This window comes from Rhizobium sp. BK313 (assembly GCF_014193655.1).
GTDB lineage: Bacteria > Pseudomonadota > Alphaproteobacteria > Rhizobiales > Rhizobiaceae > Rhizobium.
The window spans coordinates 154093-173247 of record NZ_JACHZQ010000003.1; the positions used below are offsets into that span (position 1 = coordinate 154093).

Genomic DNA, 19155 nt, shown 5'->3' on the forward strand with positions numbered 1-19155 from the left:
CCAGCCGCCGTCTCAAGGGTAATTCTCGTTCAGGAAAGCGGCCGTCGCGACGATGAGATAGGTCGTCGGCATTGAGCCATCAGTAGGGCGGATATTGGTGAGATAAGGCCGCAGCAGATCGGTTATTATGTGCCAGCGATAGTAGGCACGCACCATATTCCTCGTCTGGGCGCCGCCAGGTGCGAAATTGAAGCCCGTTGTGTTGAGATCGGAATAAGGATCGGACGACACGCGTGGGATGGTCGTCGGCATATCGGCAAAGCTCTGGTAGGTTTCGACGTCGAGATAGAGATTGGTAGCCGTCGCCGTGGCAAGTTCGGTTGTCGAACAGGCTATGATCACCGAGATTTCGTTGCAGAAGGCCTGACGGAACTTATCCTGTGTTAGGTCAGTCGTCGTATTGTGATTGTAAGTAATCTGCCCGGTTCGGATCTCGCGCGCTACTGTATCGACGGCATTGGAAACGACCTGTTCGGCGACGAAGGCGACGAATGTTTCCAGGATCGCGAAGATGATCAGGAAATAGGGAATCGCCAAAAGGGCGAATTCGATAGCCGCTGTGCCGTCGCGAGAGCGCACGAATTCGCGTAGGCCTCCCCCCGCACGTCGCCGTGCAAAGGTCTTGCCCTCAAGAAGATCGTCGTGTGGCGTCATACCGGGATCCGCGGCGATTTACATAGGACGAGACTAGAACCGCTTTGTTGATAATCCGTTTCTCTTCTCTCTTCATATTGAGAGGAAGCTTGGATTTATTTAAGAAAGAAGAATCTTATATAGTATAATTGAATATAAGGAGGGAACGAAAACCTCCCCTTTACGGGCTGGCGGATGCAGCGGGGGTGGCATTGTTCTGTTGGGCATGCTGCTCGCAATTGGGCGTGCAGGACAGCACCGAGCGGTTGGTCTGACGGTAGACGCGTACGGTGTTGCCCTCGTCGATCGATACGAGGATACGTTCGTCGACGATTGCGTTGCCGTCCGAATCGAGCAGGACGATGTTTGTCGTGCCGAAGCTGCGGCCGGTAAGCACGATGGTCTTCGGATCGGCGACGGTCGCGTCGGCAACCTGTGAATTGCCGACGATGACCTTGCTCACGGGACGATCGAGCTTCAGCACGCGCGCGTGGTCCATATAGACGCGCAGCATGCCGTCATCCGCCGCGTGGGAAAACTGCGGCATCAGGCCTACTATTGCGGCGGCGCAGGCAAAGAATGCGGTTCTGCCGCGGGTTGGCATGGTCAGGCCTCGTGAAGCTGGTGGCGGAAACGGTTGCCAAATAGAATGAGAAAGAATGGTGAACGAACAATTAAGATAAGGCTACTCGTACAATTCCGACGCAAGTTCGTCCCCTTTGGCTTCCATTTTGGGATTTCCATTCGAGGTGTGCAATATTCCGAGACATTCCATATGCCGAACTAATATATTGACTTCTAATCATCGCTTAAAAATTGAAGATTTTCTTTAAAAATGCTCGGAAAGACATGAATTGACGTTAACTAGTCTATTTGCGTTTTAGAATTTCCTATCTGTTAACCCACTTCCTTAAAGCGATGGAAACGGCCAGCCGCTACCGTGCAACTCATCCGATCAACGGCAAACAGTTGGCGGACGTGCTGTCAACAAAGTGAGTGGAGTTAACTTATGACCAAGCTTTTTTCGCGTTTCCTGAAAGACGAATCCGGTGCGACTGCAATCGAATACGGCCTGATCGCCGCGCTGATCTCCGTAGCCATCATTGCTGGCGCAACGACTCTGGGCAACACGCTCAGCACCACGTTCAATAGCATTTCAACCAAGATGAACACCGCTTCTACCGCACACTAATCGTTGCGGTGCCTCAGCGGCATGTTTGGATTGAAAGCGGCACTGTTGACGGACGTGCTGTTAACAAAATGAGCGGAGTTACCTTATGACTAAGCTTTTTTCGCGTTTCCTGAAAGACGAATCCGGTGCGACCGCAATCGAATACGGTCTGATTGCCGCGCTGATCTCCGTAGCCATCATTGCCGGCGCAACGACCCTGGGCAACACGCTCAGCACCGTTTTCAATGGTATTTCGACCGATATGACCAACGCTTCCACAGCGCATTAATTGTTGCGGAAGTATAATGGTGTAAAATGTTCGGAAACCGCTCAGTACTATGAGCGGTTTTTGACCTTTATAGTTCGAGCTGGGGATATCAAATGCTTGAAGCCGCAACATTGCTGATCTTCCCCCTCTGCTTGTCGGTCGCGGCTGTCTCCGATCTTTTGACCATGACAATCCCGAACCGGGTGTCGCTCATCCTGGTTGGTGCTTTCATTGTGCTTGCGCCGCTCGTCGGCCTGACGCTACCGGAGATCGGCATGCACTTTGCCGGCGCGGCCATTGTTTTCTGTGTCTGCTTTGCACTTTTTGCATTGAACGTCATGGGCGGTGGCGATGCCAAGCTGCTGGCGGCATCGGCGCTCTGGTTCGGTTTCGATCCGTCGCTTCTCTCCTTCCTTGTCTATGTCGCATTCCTCGGCGGCGTGGTGACGATAGCCATTCTTATGATACGTTCGCAATCGAATGTCATTCTGGCCATGGGCCTGCCGCTGCCGAACTCGCTGCTGATTGCTAAAAAGATCCCTTATGGCATTGCCATTGCCATTGGCGGCTTCCTGGCTTTTCCCTCGTCGCCAATGGTCGCGGTGGCGGCATCGCACGTTATCTAAATTAGATATTTCTAAGTATTAACGGTGTATTGCTAATTTTAAATCTTACATCACTTTGATAGCAACTCTTAAATGACTGTAAATATAATATACCATTAACCATAATTACACCAATTACTGAGCATTCTGCGGGGCGAAGAGTCGTATTCCCCAAGGAATGATCATGAAACCCGCTCGCATAATGATACTCGCGGTGGCAGTTGTCGCGGCAGGGCTTGCCGGACTGCTGGCGATGCGTCTGGCCGCCTCGCACAATGTCGTGCCGCAGGTCGCAGCGGTGGTGGAAAAGGAGGCGACAGTCAATGTGCTCGTCGCCGACGCCAATCTTCCGGTCGGCTCGCGTCTGAACGAAAAGTCGATCCACTGGATGGCCTGGCCGCAAAGCGGCATCGTCAAGGGTTTCATCACCGAAGCCGATCGCCCCGATGCGCTGAAGGACCTGAACGGTGCCGTCGTCCGCCTGCCGATCTTTGAAGGCGAACCGATTCGCGAAGAGAAAGTCGCCGATTCCAATAGCCACATTCTCTCTTCGCTGCTGCCCTCGGGCAAACGTGCGGTCGCCACCGAAATTTCCGTCGCGACCGGTGCCGGCGGCTTCATCCTCCCCAATGATCGTGTCGACGTGATCATGGTGCGTAAGGGCGATACCCAGAAATTCGTGACCGAGACGGTGCTCAGCAACGTCCGTGTGCTCGCCGTCGATCAACAGATTGAGGAAAAGCAGGATGGAAGCAAGGCAGTGGTCGGCACGACTGCGACATTGGAGCTGACGCCGGACCAGACCAAGGTTCTGGCGGTTGCCCAACAGATGGCCGACCGATTGACGCTGGCGCTGCGCTCCGTCGCCGATGCAGCGCAACCGGATACGACCGCCGCCGACTATCTACTGACGGGCGACAACGGCGGCGCCGTCGTCCAGGTCATCAAATCCGGTGCGATTGTTGCCAACGGCACAGCCGCAGCCAAGACGCAATGAGAAGGGCCGGGATCATGTTCAAGACCAGCAAACCGATTGGCCTCCTCTCGCTTACCGCGCTCTCCTTCTCGGTCGCTTTTGCCGGCCTGCCTTTTGCCGAAGCGCCGGCCTTCCTGCGTATGGCGACGGCTAGGGCCGACGGTGCCGACAGTATCGTGACCATTGCCGGTCTAGGCACCAAGCGCACGCTGAAACTTGGGCTCAACAAGGCGCTGGTGGTCGACCTGCCGGCGGATGCGCATGATATTCTCGTTTCCGATCCGAAGATGGCCGATGCCGTGACGCGCACCTCGCGCCGCATCTATCTCTTCGGCAAGACGGTCGGCCAGACCAATATCTTCGTCTTCGGTGCCGATGGGAAGGAGATCGTGAGCCTCGACCTCCAGATCGAACGCGACATTTCCAGTCTGCAGGCCAATATCAAGCGCTTCATCCCGGACTCCGACATCGATGTCGAGATCGTTTCCGACAACATCGTCATGACCGGCACAGTTCGCACACCGCAGGATTCGTCTCGCGCCGAACAGCTTGCCGAGGCATTCCTCAAGGGCGGTGAAGCGACGACCCGCACCGAAACGGCAAGCGGCAGCGGTGGCGACAATTCTGTCGCCCTCTTTGCCGAATCGCGCCAGACCTCGCAGATCGTCAACATGTTGCAGATCGAGGGCGAAGATCAGGTGACGCTGAAGGTCACTGTCGCCGAGATCAAGCGCAGCGTGTTGAAACAGATCGGTTTCGACAATCTCGTCAGCAATTCCTCCGGCCTCACCGTGGCGCAGCTCGGCAACATCAGCGGCGATTCCACAGCCGCCGCAGGCGGTGGTGGCATAAGCGCACTGTTTAAGACGGCTCTTGGCCGGTACAACATCAGCACCTACCTGAACGCGATGGAACAGGCAGGTGCCGTCCGGACACTGGCTGAACCGACGCTCACGGCGATTTCGGGCCAAGCTGCAACCTTCAATTCTGGCGGTCAGACGCTCTATTCCACGACTGACAAAGACGGCAACGTAACAATCACACCATTTACTTACGGCGTCAGTCTCGCCTTCACGCCTGTTGTTCTTTCGGCAGGGCGTATCAGTCTCCATATCCAGACCCAGGTATCCAACCCGGTCGGTACGGCAGGAACGGCAACGTACAACCAACGCGCGGCCGACACCTCGGTCGAGTTACCCTCCGGCGGCTCCATCGCGCTAGCGGGCCTGCTTAGTGATAGCGTCCAGCAAACCACGAACGGTACGCCCGGCGCTTCGAAGATCCCGATCCTCGGCGCATTATTCCGCCAAAAGAGTTTTGAACGCGATGAAAGCGAACTCGTGATTATCGCGACGCCCTACCTGGTGCGACCGGTGGCGCGCGCTCAGCTCGCTCGTCCTGACGACAATTTCTCGCCGAGCAACGATGTTGCCGCCTTCTTCATGAACCGAGTCAACAAGATCTACGGGCACAAGGATGGGCCGCCGGTTGCGGATGCCGATTTCCACGGCACGGTCGGCTTTATCTACAAGTGAGGGGAAATGGATCATGACGCGCCCCTTTTCAACCGGAACAACGAGAGACCAAAAAATGGCCAGCCTCGATCGCAATGCGCCCCGCATCACCAGGCTGCGGTTCACGGCCCTGGCCCTGATCATGATGGCTGCAGCCGTCGTCGGTTGTGCAGGCTCCCAGGATGGCATGACCACCAGCGCCATTTCTGACGACTATCGTCAGCGCCATCCGATCGTGCTGACCGAGAAGGAGCATCACGTTGACATCCCCGTTGCGACGGGAGATCGCCGCTTAACGACGGGCGTCCGCGATACGGTTCGCGGTTTCGTGCAGGATTACAGGGCACACGCCTCCGGTACGGTGGAAATTCTGGCGCCTGGCGGCGGCGCCAATTCGCCCGCCGTATCGGCGCTCCGCCGGCAGATCCGTCAGGAGTTGGTGGCGAGCGGCATTCCGTCGGCGCGCATTGTCGATAATTATTATCCGGCTGGTGGCCTCGGCGATGCCGCGCCCATTCGTCTCCGCTTCGCGGCGACCACGGCAGTCACCAATGCTTGCGGCCAGTGGCCGGACGATCTGGCCGACAATGCTTTCGACAATCAGAACTACTACAATTTCGGTTGCGCCACACAGAACAACCTCGCAGCGCAAGTGGCCAATCCGACCGACCTCATCGCACCGCGTGCCATGTCGCCGATCGACACTGACCAGCGCAGCAAGGTGATCGACAACTACCGCAACGGCACTGCCCCGACCAGCACGGCCACGATCAGCGGCTTCGGCAATGGCGGTTCCTGATCATGAGAGCTTACCGTCGTCGGAACAGGACAAAATCATGAGCGCCCTCGATTACGAGATCAGACAGACAGCAGCGGAAGCCGAGGATACACCCCGCGCGGCCGATCTCGAAAACATGCGGCCGCTGCCGCGCATCTCCGTGCATGCCTTCTGCGAAAGCGAGCATTTGCAGCAGGTCATGGACAGATGCGCCAACGATCGGCGCATGTCCAAGGTCAGCCTCAGGATTACCAGCGGCAGCACGGCGGCGGCGGCAAACATGTTCGCCTCGACGCCGACGCCCAATCTGATCATCCTGGAAATCCGTGCCAATGCGCACAATCTACTGGCGGAGCTTGCGCCGCTCGCTGCGGTCTGCGATCCCAGCACCAAGGTGGTGATCGTCGGCTATCACAATGACATCGGCCTCTATCGCGAACTCATCCGCAACGGCATATCCGAATATATGGTCCAACCGGTTGCCATGACCGACGTGATGGCGGCGATGGCGGCTATCTTCGTCGATCCCGATGCAGAACCGCTGGGCCGTAGCGTCGCCTTCATTGGCGCCAAGGGTGGGGTAGGGGCGTCCACTATTGCGCATAATTGCGCTTTCGGCATCTCCAACCTGTTCTCGACCGAGACCATTCTCGCCGATCTCGACCTGCCTTACGGCACCGCCAACATTGATTTCGACCAGGACCCGGCCCAGGGCATCGCCGAGGCCGTCTATGCGCCGGAGCGTCTTGATGAGGTTTTCCTCGACCGCCTTTTGACCAAATGTTCGCAGCACCTGTCGCTGCTCGCCGCTCCCTCCATGCTCGATCGCGCCTATGATTTCGACGGCCAGGCGTTTCAGCCGGTACTGGATGTCCTGCAACGCAGCGCGCCGGTAAGTGTGCTCGACGTTCCGCATCTCTGGACGGAGTGGACACGCTCCGTGCTCTCGGCCGTCGATGAAGTCGTGATTTGCGCGGCACCCGATCTCGCCAATTTGCGCAACGCCAAGAACATGCTGGATGCACTGCGGAAATTGCGGCCCAACGACAAGGCGCCGCATCTCATCCTCAATCAGGTCGGCATGCCGAAGCGCCCGGAAATCGGCCCCTCGGAGTTCTGTGAGCCGCTGGAGATCGACCCGATCGCCATCATTCCTTTCGATATCAGCTTATTCGGCAATGCCGCCAACAGCGGCCGCATGATCTCGGAGACGGATCCGAAATCGCCAGTCGCCGAGACTTTCTCGCAGATATCGCACATCGTCACCGGGCGCGTTGCGCTGAGGAAGGTGAAGAAGGGTGGCCTGCTTGGTCTCCTGAAACGAAAGTAAATGTTTGATTTCGCATGATCGTGTTCGAAAGCCAGTTCGTGCTTTTGAGATCATGCTCCAGCGTAGAATTGGATCGACGGCATGTTTGGCAGACGCGGAAATGATGGTCCTGCAAAAAGCGGCGGCATAGCGCCTCCGCCGTCGCCGCCGCGCGCGCCCTCCGCTGCTGCGGCGCCGGCGGCATCGACCGTGCTGGTCGAGCCGGCGCGCGAGGCGTCGCAACAACGCCAGCAAGTGGCGCCTCCGCCGATGCAGACGCCGACACGCCGCCGGCCGGCGCGCACCGAGGAATATTACGATACCAAGTCGCAGGTCTTTTCCGCGCTGATCGACACGATCGATCTGTCGCAGCTCTCCAAGCTCGATGCCGAAGCGGCGCGCGAGGAAATCCGCGACATCGTCAACGACATCATCACCATCAAGAATTTTGCGATGTCGATCTCCGAGCAGGAGGAGTTGCTCGAGGACATCTGCAACGACGTACTCGGTTACGGCCCGCTGGAGCCGCTGCTCGCCCGCGACGATATCGCCGACATCATGGTCAATGGCGCCGGTCAGACCTTCATCGAAGTCGGCGGCAAGACGGTCGAATCGGAAATCCGCTTCCGCGACAATGCCCAGCTACTTTCCATCTGCCAGCGCATCGTCAGCCAGGTTGGCCGTCGTGTCGATGAATCCAGCCCGATCTGCGACGCCCGCCTCCCGGACGGATCGCGCGTCAACGTCATTGCGCCGCCGCTGTCGATCGACGGCCCGGCGCTGACCATCCGCAAATTCAAGAAGGACAAGCTGACGCTCGACCAGCTCGTCCGCTTTGGCGCCATCACGCCGGAGGGCGCCACGCTGCTGCAGATCATCGGCCGCGTTCGTTGCAATGTCGTCATTTCGGGCGGTACCGGCTCGGGCAAGACGACGCTCTTGAACTGCCTGACCAACTACATCGATCGCGACGAGCGCGTTATCACCTGCGAAGACACGGCGGAACTGCAGCTCCAGCAGCCGCACGTCGTCCGCCTCGAAACCCGCCCGCCAAATATCGAAGGCGAGGGCGAAATCACCATGCGCGACCTCGTCAAGAACTGCCTGCGTATGCGCCCGGAACGCATCATCGTCGGCGAAGTGCGCGGACCGGAAGTCTTCGACCTGCTGCAGGCGATGAACACCGGTCATGATGGCTCCATGGGCACGATCCACGCCAACACGCCGCGCGAGTGCCTGAGCCGTATGGAATCGATGATCGCCATGGGCGGCTTCACCCTGCCGGCGAAGACGGTGCGTGAGATTATTTCCACGTCCGTCGACGTGGTGATCCAGGCCGCCCGTCTACGTGACGGTTCCCGCCGCATCACCCAGATCACCGAGGTGATCGGCATGGAAGGCGACGTGATCATCACCCAGGACTTGATGCGCTACGAGATGGAAGGCGAAGACGCGAACGGCCGCATCATTGGCCGGCATGTATCGACTGGCATCGGCAAGCCGAATTTCTGGGACCGCGCCCGCTATTACAACGAGGAAAAGCGTTTGGCCGCTGCCCTCGACGAAATGGAAAACAAGTCGAAATAGGACTTTCCCGATGTTCGGTGTCGATCCGGTGGTGCTTCTGATTGTGGTGCTCGCAGCCGTTTCCGCGGCAGCGGTCTGTTATGGCATCCTCTATTCCCGGATCGAGACGCAGAAAAAGGCCGACAGCCGCGTCAACCGGATCAAATCTGCCGAGACCGACCGCATGAAGGTCAAGGCGGCGCGTGACCGCGTGCAGGAAATGTCGAAACGGCGCAAGTCGGTGCAGGATTCACTGAAGGATCTGGAAAAGCGCCAGTTGGAGAATACCAAGAAAAAGCAATCGCTGAAGGTACGGCTCGGACAGGCCGGCCTGCCGCTGACGCCCGCACGTTTCTATCTCTTCGGCGTGCTGTTCGGTCTTTTCGTCACGCTTGTTCTCTTCCTGCTCGGTGCGCCGCTCGCCGTCGTGGTCGGTCTGCCCTTTGCTGCAGCCTTCGGCTTGCCGCGCTGGATCGTCGGCTTCCTCATCAAGCGTCGGCAGAACAAGTTCCTGGACGAGTTCCCCAACGCGCTCGACCTCATCACCCGCTCGATCCGTTCGGGCCTGCCGCTCAATGATGCCGTGCGTCTCGTGGCAGGCGAGGCGCGCGAACCCGTTAAATCGGAATTCCGCCGCGTCGTCGAAGCGCAACAGGTCGGCCTCAGCATGACCGACGCCTGCGCGCGCATGAACAATCATATGCCTCTGCAAGAGGTGAATTTTTTCTCGATCGTCATCGCTATCCAGGCGCAGGCGGGTGGCAACCTGTCCGAAGCGCTGGGCAACCTTGCACGCGTATTGCGAGAGCGTAAAAAGATGAAAGCGAAGGTGACCGCGCTGTCGATGGAAGCAAAAGCCTCGGCCGTCATCATCGGCGCGCTGCCCTTCATCGTCGCCACGCTCGTCTACCTGACCTCCCCGCAATACATGATAATCCTGTTCACCGATCCGCGCGGCCATTTGATCCTGGGTGCCGCCGGCATCTGGATGTCATTCGGCATCTACATCATGCGCAACATGGTCAATTTCGAGATTTGACCGGAAGGAGACGCCGAGCCATGTCCTCCGATTTCGCCAGTAAATTGACCGACCCCGGCATGATTCTCGCCGTTTTCGTGGCGATCGCCGTCTTCGCCACCTTCTACACGATCGCCGTGCCCTTCCTGGAGCGCGGCGATCTCAACAAACGAATGAAGGCGGTTTCCACCGAGCGCGAACAGATCCGTGCCCGAGAACGCGCCCGGCTGAGCACCGACGGCAGCAAGGCGTCATTGCGCAACCAGAACAACCGAAATGTCCGCCAGATCGTCGAACGCTTCAATCTCCGCAATGCTCTCGTCGACACAAATACGGTCAATCGGCTGCGGGCCGCCGGCCTGCGGTCGGAAAACGCGCTGAACATGTTTCTGGTGGCGCGTTTTCTGCTGCCGTTCCTGTTTCTGACCGTCGCCGCCATTCTCGTTTTCGTCTTTGGCTACTTTGCAGCCAAGCCGTTTGCGATCCGCCTTCTCGGCGTCATCGGCACCGCCTATCTCGGTTTCTACGCGCCGAACATCTATATTTCCAATCGCGTGACCAAACGGCAGAAATCCATCAAGCGCGCATGGCCGGATGCGCTCGATTTGATGCTGATCTGCGTGGAATCGGGCATTTCGATCGAGGCCGGCATGCGCCGCGTCTCAGAGGAAATGGCAGAACAATCGCCGGCGCTCGCCGAGGAAATGGTGTTGACGACGGCGGAGCTCTCCTTCCTGCAGGATCGCCGCACCGCCTTTGACAATCTCGCCAGCCGCACCCAAATCGAAATCGTCAAGTCGGTGACGCAGGCCCTGATCCAGGCGGAGCGCTATGGCACGCCGGTCTCGCAGGCGCTGCGCGTGCTGGCGCAGGAGGGCCGCGATGAACGCATGAACGAGGCTGAAAAGAAGGCTGCTGCCCTTCCGCCGAAATTGACCGTACCGATGATCGTCTTCTTCCTGCCCGTTCTCATGGCGGTTATCCTTGGCCCGGCGGCTATCCAGGTGATGGATAAATTCTGACGTGTGAAACTTGCCGCCGACTTGGAAGGTGGCTACTCTCCGATCGGCGTCGCTGGCGGCGCGGGATGGATAGTCATCGAGAAGGCGCGGGACGATCCGCGCCAGCCGCCCGGGCAGATTTTCAGCCATATCGGGAGATGCTGCATGTCATCCATAGCGATTTTTTTCACCGTCATCGCCGCCGTTTTCATCGGCGCGGCCAGCCCCGGGCCGAGTTTCGTCCTTGTCTCCCGCATTGCCGTTTCCCGTTCGCGTCAGGCAGGACTGGCCGCTGCCTTCGGCATGGGAACCGGCAGTGTCATCTTCGCGACCTTGGCCCTGTTCGGCTTGAGCGCGCTGCTGATGCAGGTCGAATGGCTCTATCTCGCCCTGAAGATCGCCGGCGGCCTGTATCTGATCTATATCGGCATCCGCATTTGGCGCAGCGCTGCGCATGATCTCGCTCTCGATGCGCCCGCTTCGCCGGCCGGTGCGAGTGTCGCGCGCAATTACTGGTTCGCGCTCGGCACGCAGCTCAGCAATCCGAAGACTGCCATTTTCTATGGCAGTATCTTTGCGGCACTTCTCCCGGCGCAGCCCGCTCTCTGGCTGCTGATTGCGCTGCCGCCAGCGGTCTTCGCGATCGAGGTGGGCTGGTATACGGTGGTGACGGTCGCCTTCTCGTCGAACCGGCCGCGCGCGCTTTATCTCGGATCAAAGCTCTGGATCGACAGGGTGGCGGGCGCCGTCATGGGCGCTCTCGGCGCCCGGCTTGTGACTGAAGGCCTGCCACGGCATATTTGGCGCTAAGGGGCTGAAAACTCAGTTCGCTGCTTTTTTGACGTCGTCACCGGCGGCGAGTTTCTGCCAGGAATTCTGTTGTGCCAGCATAGAGCGCAGATAGGCGACATTGGCGTTCGCCTGCTGCGGTGTCAGTTCTTGGCGGGCGATTTGCTCGGCCTCGGCGAAACGGCCCTGCAGCCCGACCACGAGAGCCAGGTTCTGGCGCACACGGCTGTCGGCTGTCGGCTGGCTGACGGCGGAGCGAAGATAGGTTTCGGCGGTCTTGAGATCGCCCGTCAGTACATAGGACATGCCGAGATTGGAAAGGATCGACGGCTCGTTCGGCTGCAGCACGAGAGCATCGCGATATTTGCCGCGCGCCTCGGTCGAACGGCCGAGCTGATCGAGGATCGCGCCTTCGGCCGAAACCAGCCGCCAGTCCGGACGGTCCGGCGTCTGTGCACGGTCGATGGTGGCGAGCGCTTCCTCAAGCTGTCCGGCAGCCGCCTGGGCCTTGCCATAGGCAGCCAGCACGCCACGATCGTTGGGATGGGCGATCGCCACCTGCTGCATGACGGCGAGCGCCTGATCGTTGCGGCCGCTCATGCGCAGTACATTGGCGTAATTGACGCCGGTATCGCGGTCCCTTGGATTGGCGTCGTAGGCTTTGCCGAGAGTAAGGGCCGCCTGCGCGAGATCCGAGCTATTCATTTCATCGACGGGCTTCGACACCGTCGGGATCGAGCCGGTCGTCATCTTGTCTTTTCCGGTCGTCGAGCAGCCAGCGAGTGCAAGCGCCACGAGTGCCGCTGAAGCGCCGTGGAGCAGGAAGGTCTTGAATGCAGACGTAGTTGACGAAGTGGCCATAGCGCCTATCCCGGAATGCCTGAGTCCTGCGCCTGGCCTCAAATCGGAACAGGGAAAGGTTTGACGCAATGTTCGCTCCAGCAATAATCTGTTAACCCTAACAGAGAGTTAACCTGCGATTCCCTGAAATCATTGCCAAAGGATAGTTATGGCCCCCTATCAATTCATCGAGCGCGCGAGCCCATTCAATTCGAAGGGTGGCGCGACGCTGCCGATCTTTGCAGTTACCCCGGCGCATATCGAGACCGGCACCATCGATCCCATCGCGCTCGATTGGGCGCGCAAGGCCGGCTACAAGGCCGAAAGCGGCTCGCTGCTATTGATTCCGACCGAAGGAGGCCATCTCGGCGGCGCTTTGTTCGGCCTTGGCTCCAACCCTTCCGAACAGCCTTTTCTGACCGGCAAGCTGGCGCGCAACCTGCCGGCAGGCGATTGGCATGTCGAGACCGCGCCGCTGACGGCAAACCGGCTTTCGCTCGGTTTCGGCCTCGGCAGCTATCGGTTCGAGCGCTACAAATCGGAAAAGGCAACGCCGCCGACGCTGATGATCCCGCGCGATGCCGACGCCGCCGACATCAAGCGGCAGCTTGCCGGCGTCTTCCTCGCGCGTGACCTCATCAACACGCCGACCAACGACATGGGACCGGAACAGCTCGAAGCCGCCTTCCGGGCGCTCGCCCTGCACTACAAGGCAGAAATGTCCGTCATCATCGGCGACGAGCTCCTGAAGGAGAATTTCCCATTGGTGCATACGGTCGGTCGCGCGAGCGCCGATGCGCCACGCCTGCTGGAACTGCGCTGGGGCAAGAAGGGTCACCGCCGCGTCACGCTGGTCGGCAAGGGCGTATGCTTCGACACCGGCGGCCTCGACATCAAGCCGGCATCCTCGATGCTGTTGATGAAGAAGGATATGGGTGGTGCCGCCAATGTCATGGGCCTGGCGCTGATGATCATGGACGCCAAGCTCAAGGTCGACCTGCGCGTCATCATTCCCGTCGTCGAAAACTCGATTTCGTCCAATGCTTTCCGCCCCGGCGACATCTACAAGAGCCGCAAGGGCCTGACGGTGCAGATCGACAATACCGATGCCGAAGGCCGGCTGATTCTCGCCGATGCACTTTCCTATGCTGATGAAGAAGCGCCCGATCTGATGATCGACATGGCGACGCTGACGGGCGCTGCCCGCGTCGCACTCGGCCCGGACCTGCCGCCGTTCTTCACCGACGATAACGATCTTGCCCGCGATCTCACCGAGGCCAGCCTGGAGACGGATGACCCGCTGTGGCGCATGCCGCTCTACATGGGCTACGACAAGGATATCCGCGCAAAATTCGCCGATATCACCAACGCGCCGTCCGGCGGCATGGCCGGCTCGATCACCGCCGCTCTGTTCCTCAAGCGCTTCGTGACAAAGACGCCAAGCTGGGTGCATTTCGACATTTACGGCTGGGCGCAGAACGAACGCCCGCACTCGCCGGGCGGTGGCGAGGCACAGGCAATCCGGGCGCTGTATCACCACATCCGGCAGAGCGTGCGGTAAATTTTTGCCCTCGCCCCACTGGGGAGAGGGCGGCGCCATAGCGTCGGGTGAGCGGCATCGTACCGTATATTATTGTTTTTAATTGTTGTTCTCCATCTCTTGTACGTCCAGATAACGCTCCCTCAACCCGAACTTCGCTCGACCTTCTCCCCGCCGGGGAGAAGGTAATCCCCTTGAATCCGCCATGATCTTGGCCGAGACTGAAACGGTAGCGTAACGATCTCCGGGGTTGCCTTTGCCGCTTGAACTCTCTGCCTCGCAGGCTCTAGGCCTCTGGCATGGCGTGGCGCTCGAGCAGGTGCGCCGCGAGGATCATGATCTGACGCTTCGGCAGATGGCGATCCTCCTGCAAATCTATCTCGTGCCGCCGCCGCATACGGTGCGCGGGCTCGCCGCAACGCTTCGCGTCACCAAGCCGGTCATCACGCGTGCCCTTGATACGATGGGCGAGATGGGGCTAGTCGATCGCATGCGCGATGAACGCGATCGTCGCAATGTCATCATCAAGCGCACCGTCACCGGCGCGCTCTATCTGGAAAAGCTCGGTGATCTCGTCATCGAGCAAGGCCGCAAACTACCAGTCTAAGGACCATATTCATGAAGCTCGACCGCCGCCTCAATGCCTTTCGGCCCGATCTCGCCGAAGCCTCCCTCCGGGGCAAGGTCGAGGCCGACCGTTTTGTCGAAGGCACCAGGGCGCAGGTTATCGCTCCCGTCGTCGCTCTTCGCCCGCAGGCGGATCTGGCCCGCGGCATCGATACCGAGCTGTTGTTTGGTGAAGACGTCGATGTCTTCGAGTACAGGGATGGTTGGTGCTGGGTGAAAGCGGTTTCAGACGGTTATGTCGGCTATCTTCCCGAAAAAGCGATCCTGAGAGAACAGGCAGCACCGACCCATATTGTCGTGACGCAGCGGACTTTTCTCTATCCCGAGCCGGAGCTCCGCAAGCCCCATGCCGATGTGCTCTCGATGGGTAGCCGCGTGCGCGTCACGGGTACTGCCGAGGTGAGAGGAAACCATTATGTCGTCCTGGAAAACGGCGCGGCCATCTTTGCCAAGCACGTACAGCCGATCGGTTACAATGACGGCGGCGACTATGTCGATGTCGCCTTGCGGTTCCTGGAAACACCCTATCTCTGGGGCGGTCGTTCCGGCCTCGGCATTGATTGCTCCGGCCTCGTGCAGCTCGCATTGTTGATGACGGGTCGCACCGCGCCCCGCGATACGGACATGCAGGCTGCCGGCCTCGGCGAACCGATCGCGCGTGAAGAGCTGAAGCGTGGCGATTTCGTCTTCTGGAAGGGCCACGTGGCCATCATGGAAGATGAGAAAACCATCGTTCATGCCAACGGCCATACCATGACCACGGCACGCGAAAATTTCGCCGCCGCCGTGGAACGCATCGGCTGGCTCTACGAGCAGCCGACAGGCTATCGCCGCCTGCGTGATTGAGACCTGGCCGGAACCGGGATGGATTTAGGCCGTTATTCCTCGATTGAACATCGTCTTGTTCGAGAGGAGAAACATCATGCCGATTACGGCGATGGAACAGGTGATCAGGGATATCCTGGGTGACGCCCATCTCAGGCGCAGCCGCAAGATCGACCGGCTGCGTGAACTCCAGAGCGAAGCCCGCGGCATCCAGCGGGCAGGCAGCGAAAGCATGATGAGCGCCGACGACGGACTGCAGGATGACCTGCGCGTTATCGAAAAGGCGCTGCGGCAGCTTGGCGCCGATGTCGAGGAAAAGGGTGCGGCGACCCTTTAAGTCGATTCAAGCAGGTCGCTTCGGCCAGTTCGTCACTCCGCCGGTCCAGGTCTCGAAGGCTTTGGAGAGCCGAAGGACGAGCATGTCGTCAAAACGCGGGCCGACGATTTGCAGACCGATCGGCATGCCGGAGCGGGAGAAGCCGCAATTGATCGACGAGGCTGGCTGTTCCGACATGTTCCAGGGAACGGTGAAGCCGATATGCTCGAAAGGCAGGGCCGGGTCGTTGGTCGGTGAGGCCCATTCCGCCGGATACGAGACGATCGGGTTGGTCGGCGATATCACCGCGTCGACTTCGGTAAACAGCTTGCCGCAGCTCTTGCGCATCTCGATGGTCTGGTTGAAGCCGCGCACCGCGTCGACGCCGCTGATATCGGCGCCGCCTTTCGCCCATGTGTAGATATAGGGCAGGATCATTTCGCGGCGCTCCTCGCTGAGGCCCATGATGTCGCCCCAGAAACGCGCCCGCCAGAACACATCCAACCCTTCCAGCATCTGCCGTGTCAGCACCGGCGCGACGTCGATGACGATGGCGCCGGCTTCTTCGAAGCGCTTGGCGGCTGATATCACCGCATCGCGCACCTCGGCATCGACGGGTAGGCCGCAGCCGGCGTCGAGCATCAGGCCGATCTTCAGCCCGCGCAAGTCGATGTCGAAATCCATCCAGTCGATCTGGTTCGGCGGCAGGCTCGTGCCATCGCGCCAGTCGGGCCGCGAAAGCGTGGCCATGGAAAAGGCGGCGTCTTCGACGGTGCGGGTCATGGGTCCGGCGCAGCGCCCCACATAATAGGGGTCGACGGGGATGCGACCGTGGCTCGGCTTGAAGCCGAAAATGCCGGTCCAGCCGGCGGGCAGGCGTACCGAACCGCCAATATCCGTGCCGATGTGCAGCGGCCCGTAGCCGGCCGCCGCCGCCGCGGACGCGCCGGCGCTGGAGCCGCCGGGGTTCTGCGTCGGGTCCCAGGGATTGCGGCTAAGTTTGTGGAAGCTGGAAAGGCCGGAGGACAGCATGCCGTAGTCGGGGCAGGTGGTCTTGGCGAAGATCACCGCGCCATCCTCGCGCAGCCGGGCAGCAATCGGCGCATCCTCGGCGGCGGGAACGAGTTCTACCGCGGCCGTGCCAAGCGGCACCGGTTGGCCCTTGGTAGCGATCAGTTCCTTGAGCGTCACGGGAATGCCATCCAGTGCGCCGAGCGGCGTGCCCTTGGTCCAGCGCTCAGTGGAAGCGGCGGCCTGCTTGCGCGCCTCTTCCGCATCATAAGCGTAGAGGGCAGCGATCGTTGGCTCCCAAGCCTCGATAATTGTCTCGAGCGCCAGCCAATATTCGCTCGGCGAGAGGCTCTTCTCGGAAAATTTCTGGATCAACTGGCGGATGGAAAGATCGGTCTCTAAAGTCATGGTCAATTCTCACATTGATTCAGCTTTGAAAATTCAGCGGCTTGCCTCGCGCGGGTCGAGCAGATCGCGCAGGCCGTCGCCAAGCATGTTGAAGCCGAGGACGGAGAGCGCGATGGCCAACCCCGGCAGGATGGCGAGCCAAGGGGCGATCTGGAAATAGGTCTGCGCATCCGCCAGCATCCGCCCCCAGGTGGGAGCAGGCGGGGGCACGCTCAGGCCAAGGAAGGCAAGACCGGCCTCCGTCAGGATCGCAAGGCCAAGCTGGATCGTCGCCTGCACGATGATCACGCTCATGATGTTCGGCAGGACATGCCGCCGGGTGATCGACAGATGCGTGTTGCCGATGGCGCGTGCCGCCAACACATAGTCGCGACTCCAGGCTTGCAACGCCGAGCCAAGCGCCACGCGGGCAAAGACGGGCACCATGAAGACCGCGATAGCGACGATGGCTGTCAGGCGGCCGGTGCCTAGAAATGCCCCGAGGATCATGGCCGAAAGGATTGGCGGCAGAGCGAAGATAACGTCGCAAGCGCGCATCACCAGTGATTCGAACAGGCCGCGTCGGGCCGCAGTGGCAACGCCGATTATTGTGCCGATGGTGCCGCCGATCGCCACTGACGAAAGCGAGATCGATAGCGAATTCCAGCAGCCGGCCATCAGCATCGACAATACGTCATGGCCGAGCTGGTCGGTGCCGAGAAGGCCGAAGCCGAAGGGCGGCTGCAGCTTGTGGATGATCTGCATCTTCGCCGGCGGCACCGGCGTCCAGAAGAGCGACAGAACCGCGACGCCGACGAGGGCGAGGATGATGACGGCGCCGATGATCAGGTTGGCGCGGCGGAATGCGCGGTAGCGGAAGCGGCGGGTCGGGGAGGGGGCGGCTGTCTCGATCATGGTCATCGGGTGCTCCCGCGAAGCCTGGGGTCGATGACCATGTAGGAAAGGTCGACCAGGAAGTTCACGACGATGACGAGGCCGGCGAAGAACAGCACTACGTCCTGAAGGACGATGATGTCGCGCTGGCTCAATGCTTGATAAGCGAGCCGACCGAGGCCGGGCAGGGTGAAGACGTTTTCGATCAGAACCGCACCGGCGACCAAGAAGGTAAATTGCAGCCCGAGGATGGTCATCACCGGCACCAGCGCATTCGGCACGACATGACCCCAGAGCACTGCGCGGTCAGACAAGCCTTTGGCAACGGCGGTGCGGGCGAAATCCTCATGCAGAATATCGAGCACGGCCGAACGGGTGACCCGCGTCAAAACGCCGGCCTGTGGCAGAGCCAATGCTATCGCCGGCAGGGCGAGCGCCTTCAGCGCCGGCCATACGCCGTTGCTCCAGCCGGGAAAGCCACCGGCGGGCATCCAGCCAAGCGAAGTGGCGAACAGGAGAATGAGGAGCAACCCGACCCAGAAGCCGGGCACCGCAATGCCCATCTGGGAAAACAGCGTGGCAACAATGTCGAAAAAGCCCCCGCGCCGGGCGGCGGCTGCAACACCCAGCGGCACGGCAATGAGCACAGAGAGAACGATGGCGAGGATGGCAAGTGGCAATGTTACGGCCAGCCGCTCGATGATGAGGCCGGCAACCGGCACGCCATAGGTATAGGATTTGCCGAGATCGCCGGTCAGCGCGCCGCCGAGCCATTGGCCGTAGCGAACGATCAATGATTGGTCCAGGCCCATGTCGTGGCGCAGCGCCGCCAAAGTCTCCGGCGTCGCTGACGTGCCGAGTGTAATGGCGGCGGGATCGCCCGGCAGCAGGGCCATCACCGCAAAGACCAGCAACGAAACGGCGATCAGGGTCAGGATGAGACCCATGATCCGACGGGTAAGGAGTACGATCATCGCATGTCCATGGCCGGATCATGTCCGGCATCGAAGCATTTTGCAGCGGGCGAGACGATCCGCCCGGCTGTGTGCGTGGAACTGGTGCATGATCCCGAAAAGTGCGTCGCGGT

General features: G+C 60.0%; 21 protein-coding genes. 15 read left to right on the forward strand and 6 right to left on the reverse strand.

Translation table 11 applies throughout. The features are described 5' to 3' along the window. Nucleotides 1–12 precede the first annotated feature (12 nt). Together FHT86_RS17135 and FHT86_RS17140 are read right to left on the reverse strand one after the other, a co-directional pair. Nucleotides 13–654: a TadE/TadG family type IV pilus assembly protein gene (locus FHT86_RS17135; RefSeq protein WP_133708029.1), complete on the reverse strand. Its 642-nt coding sequence runs from the start codon at nucleotides 652–654 to the stop codon at nucleotides 13–15. A gap of 160 nt (nucleotides 655–814) precedes the next feature. Next, nucleotides 815–1237, reverse strand: coding sequence for a pilus assembly protein N-terminal domain-containing protein (locus FHT86_RS17140; protein ID WP_133708030.1), 423 nt, complete (start codon nucleotides 1235–1237; stop codon nucleotides 815–817). A 405-nt stretch (nucleotides 1238–1642) separates the two neighbouring features. Here FHT86_RS17140 and FHT86_RS17145 point away from each other — a divergent pair, with 405 nt between their 5' ends. The 11 genes from FHT86_RS17145 (at nucleotide 1643) to FHT86_RS17195 (ending at nucleotide 11649) form a co-directional block, all read left to right on the forward strand. Next, the gene (locus FHT86_RS17145) at nucleotides 1643–1825 is read left to right on the forward strand and encodes a Flp family type IVb pilin (protein ID WP_133708031.1); all 183 of its coding nucleotides are present in this window, start codon (nucleotides 1643–1645) and stop codon (nucleotides 1823–1825) included. An 85-nt stretch (nucleotides 1826–1910) separates the two neighbouring features. Continuing rightward, nucleotides 1911–2093: a Flp family type IVb pilin gene (locus FHT86_RS17150; protein ID WP_133708032.1), complete on the forward strand. Its 183-nt coding sequence runs from the start codon at nucleotides 1911–1913 to the stop codon at nucleotides 2091–2093. 92 nt (nucleotides 2094–2185) lie between these two features. After that, complete coding sequence (locus FHT86_RS17155) at nucleotides 2186–2698, forward strand: prepilin peptidase (protein WP_133708033.1); 513 nt, start codon at nucleotides 2186–2188, stop codon at nucleotides 2696–2698. Nucleotides 2699–2861: 163 nt separating this feature from the next. Next, nucleotides 2862–3674: a Flp pilus assembly protein CpaB gene (gene cpaB, locus FHT86_RS17160; RefSeq protein WP_133708034.1), complete on the forward strand. Its 813-nt coding sequence runs from the start codon at nucleotides 2862–2864 to the stop codon at nucleotides 3672–3674. Nucleotides 3675–3688: 14 nt separating this feature from the next. Then, a complete protein-coding gene (locus FHT86_RS17165; protein WP_133708035.1) occupies nucleotides 3689–5188 on the forward strand; it encodes a type II and III secretion system protein family protein in 1500 nt (499 codons plus the stop codon). Nucleotides 5189–5243: 55 nt separating this feature from the next. Then, the gene (locus FHT86_RS17170) at nucleotides 5244–5966 is read left to right on the forward strand and encodes a CpaD family pilus assembly lipoprotein (protein ID WP_133708036.1); all 723 of its coding nucleotides are present in this window, start codon (nucleotides 5244–5246) and stop codon (nucleotides 5964–5966) included. Nucleotides 5967–6003: 37 nt separating this feature from the next. Further along, nucleotides 6004–7275, forward strand: coding sequence for a CpaE family protein (locus FHT86_RS17175; protein WP_133708037.1), 1272 nt, complete (start codon nucleotides 6004–6006; stop codon nucleotides 7273–7275). A gap of 81 nt (nucleotides 7276–7356) precedes the next feature. Further along, nucleotides 7357–8841, forward strand: coding sequence for a CpaF family protein (locus tag FHT86_RS17180; RefSeq protein WP_133708038.1), 1485 nt, complete (start codon nucleotides 7357–7359; stop codon nucleotides 8839–8841). 10 nt (nucleotides 8842–8851) lie between these two features. Then, nucleotides 8852–9859, forward strand: coding sequence for a type II secretion system F family protein (locus FHT86_RS17185; RefSeq protein WP_133708039.1), 1008 nt, complete (start codon nucleotides 8852–8854; stop codon nucleotides 9857–9859). Between the two features lie 20 nt (nucleotides 9860–9879). Then, a complete protein-coding gene (locus FHT86_RS17190; RefSeq protein WP_133708040.1) occupies nucleotides 9880–10860 on the forward strand; it encodes a type II secretion system F family protein in 981 nt (326 codons plus the stop codon). Nucleotides 10861–11004: 144 nt separating this feature from the next. Further along, nucleotides 11005–11649 (forward strand): LysE family translocator, encoded by a 645-nt coding sequence (locus tag FHT86_RS17195; protein ID WP_133708041.1) that lies wholly within the window; start codon nucleotides 11005–11007, stop codon nucleotides 11647–11649. A gap of 12 nt (nucleotides 11650–11661) precedes the next feature. Here the strand turns inward: FHT86_RS17195 and FHT86_RS17200 are convergent, their stop codons facing one another. Beyond that, entirely contained in the window at nucleotides 11662–12489 is an 828-nt protein-coding gene (locus FHT86_RS17200; protein WP_133708042.1) for a tetratricopeptide repeat protein, read from the reverse strand. A gap of 148 nt (nucleotides 12490–12637) precedes the next feature. Here FHT86_RS17200 and FHT86_RS17205 point away from each other — a divergent pair, with 148 nt between their 5' ends. The 4 genes from FHT86_RS17205 (at nucleotide 12638) to FHT86_RS17220 (ending at nucleotide 15797) form a co-directional block, all read left to right on the forward strand. Further along, nucleotides 12638–14029 (forward strand): leucyl aminopeptidase family protein, encoded by a 1392-nt coding sequence (locus FHT86_RS17205; protein ID WP_133708043.1) that lies wholly within the window; start codon nucleotides 12638–12640, stop codon nucleotides 14027–14029. 235 nt (nucleotides 14030–14264) lie between these two features. After that, complete coding sequence (locus FHT86_RS17210) at nucleotides 14265–14615, forward strand: MarR family transcriptional regulator (protein WP_133708044.1); 351 nt, start codon at nucleotides 14265–14267, stop codon at nucleotides 14613–14615. An 11-nt stretch (nucleotides 14616–14626) separates the two neighbouring features. Beyond that, the gene (locus FHT86_RS17215; protein ID WP_133708045.1) at nucleotides 14627–15481 is read left to right on the forward strand and encodes an NlpC/P60 family protein; all 855 of its coding nucleotides are present in this window, start codon (nucleotides 14627–14629) and stop codon (nucleotides 15479–15481) included. Between the two features lie 76 nt (nucleotides 15482–15557). Beyond that, nucleotides 15558–15797: a hypothetical protein gene (locus FHT86_RS17220; protein WP_133708046.1), complete on the forward strand. Its 240-nt coding sequence runs from the start codon at nucleotides 15558–15560 to the stop codon at nucleotides 15795–15797. A 6-nt stretch (nucleotides 15798–15803) separates the two neighbouring features. Here the strand turns inward: FHT86_RS17220 and FHT86_RS17225 are convergent, their stop codons facing one another. From FHT86_RS17225 to FHT86_RS17235, 3 genes are read right to left on the reverse strand one after another with little or no spacing between them, the layout of a single operon-like run. Then, nucleotides 15804–17195, reverse strand: a complete 1392-nt coding sequence (locus tag FHT86_RS17225; RefSeq protein ID WP_133708047.1) for an amidase — start codon at nucleotides 17193–17195, stop codon at nucleotides 15804–15806. A gap of 33 nt (nucleotides 17196–17228) precedes the next feature. Next, on the reverse strand, nucleotides 17229–18095 hold the full coding sequence (locus FHT86_RS17230; protein WP_133708048.1) for an ABC transporter permease: 867 nt from the start codon (nucleotides 18093–18095) through the stop codon (nucleotides 17229–17231). Next, nucleotides 18092–19042: an ABC transporter permease gene (locus FHT86_RS17235; protein ID WP_133708049.1), complete on the reverse strand. Its 951-nt coding sequence runs from the start codon at nucleotides 19040–19042 to the stop codon at nucleotides 18092–18094. Before FHT86_RS17235 ends, FHT86_RS17230 begins: the two co-directional genes overlap by 4 nt. Nucleotides 19043–19155 lie beyond the last annotated feature (113 nt).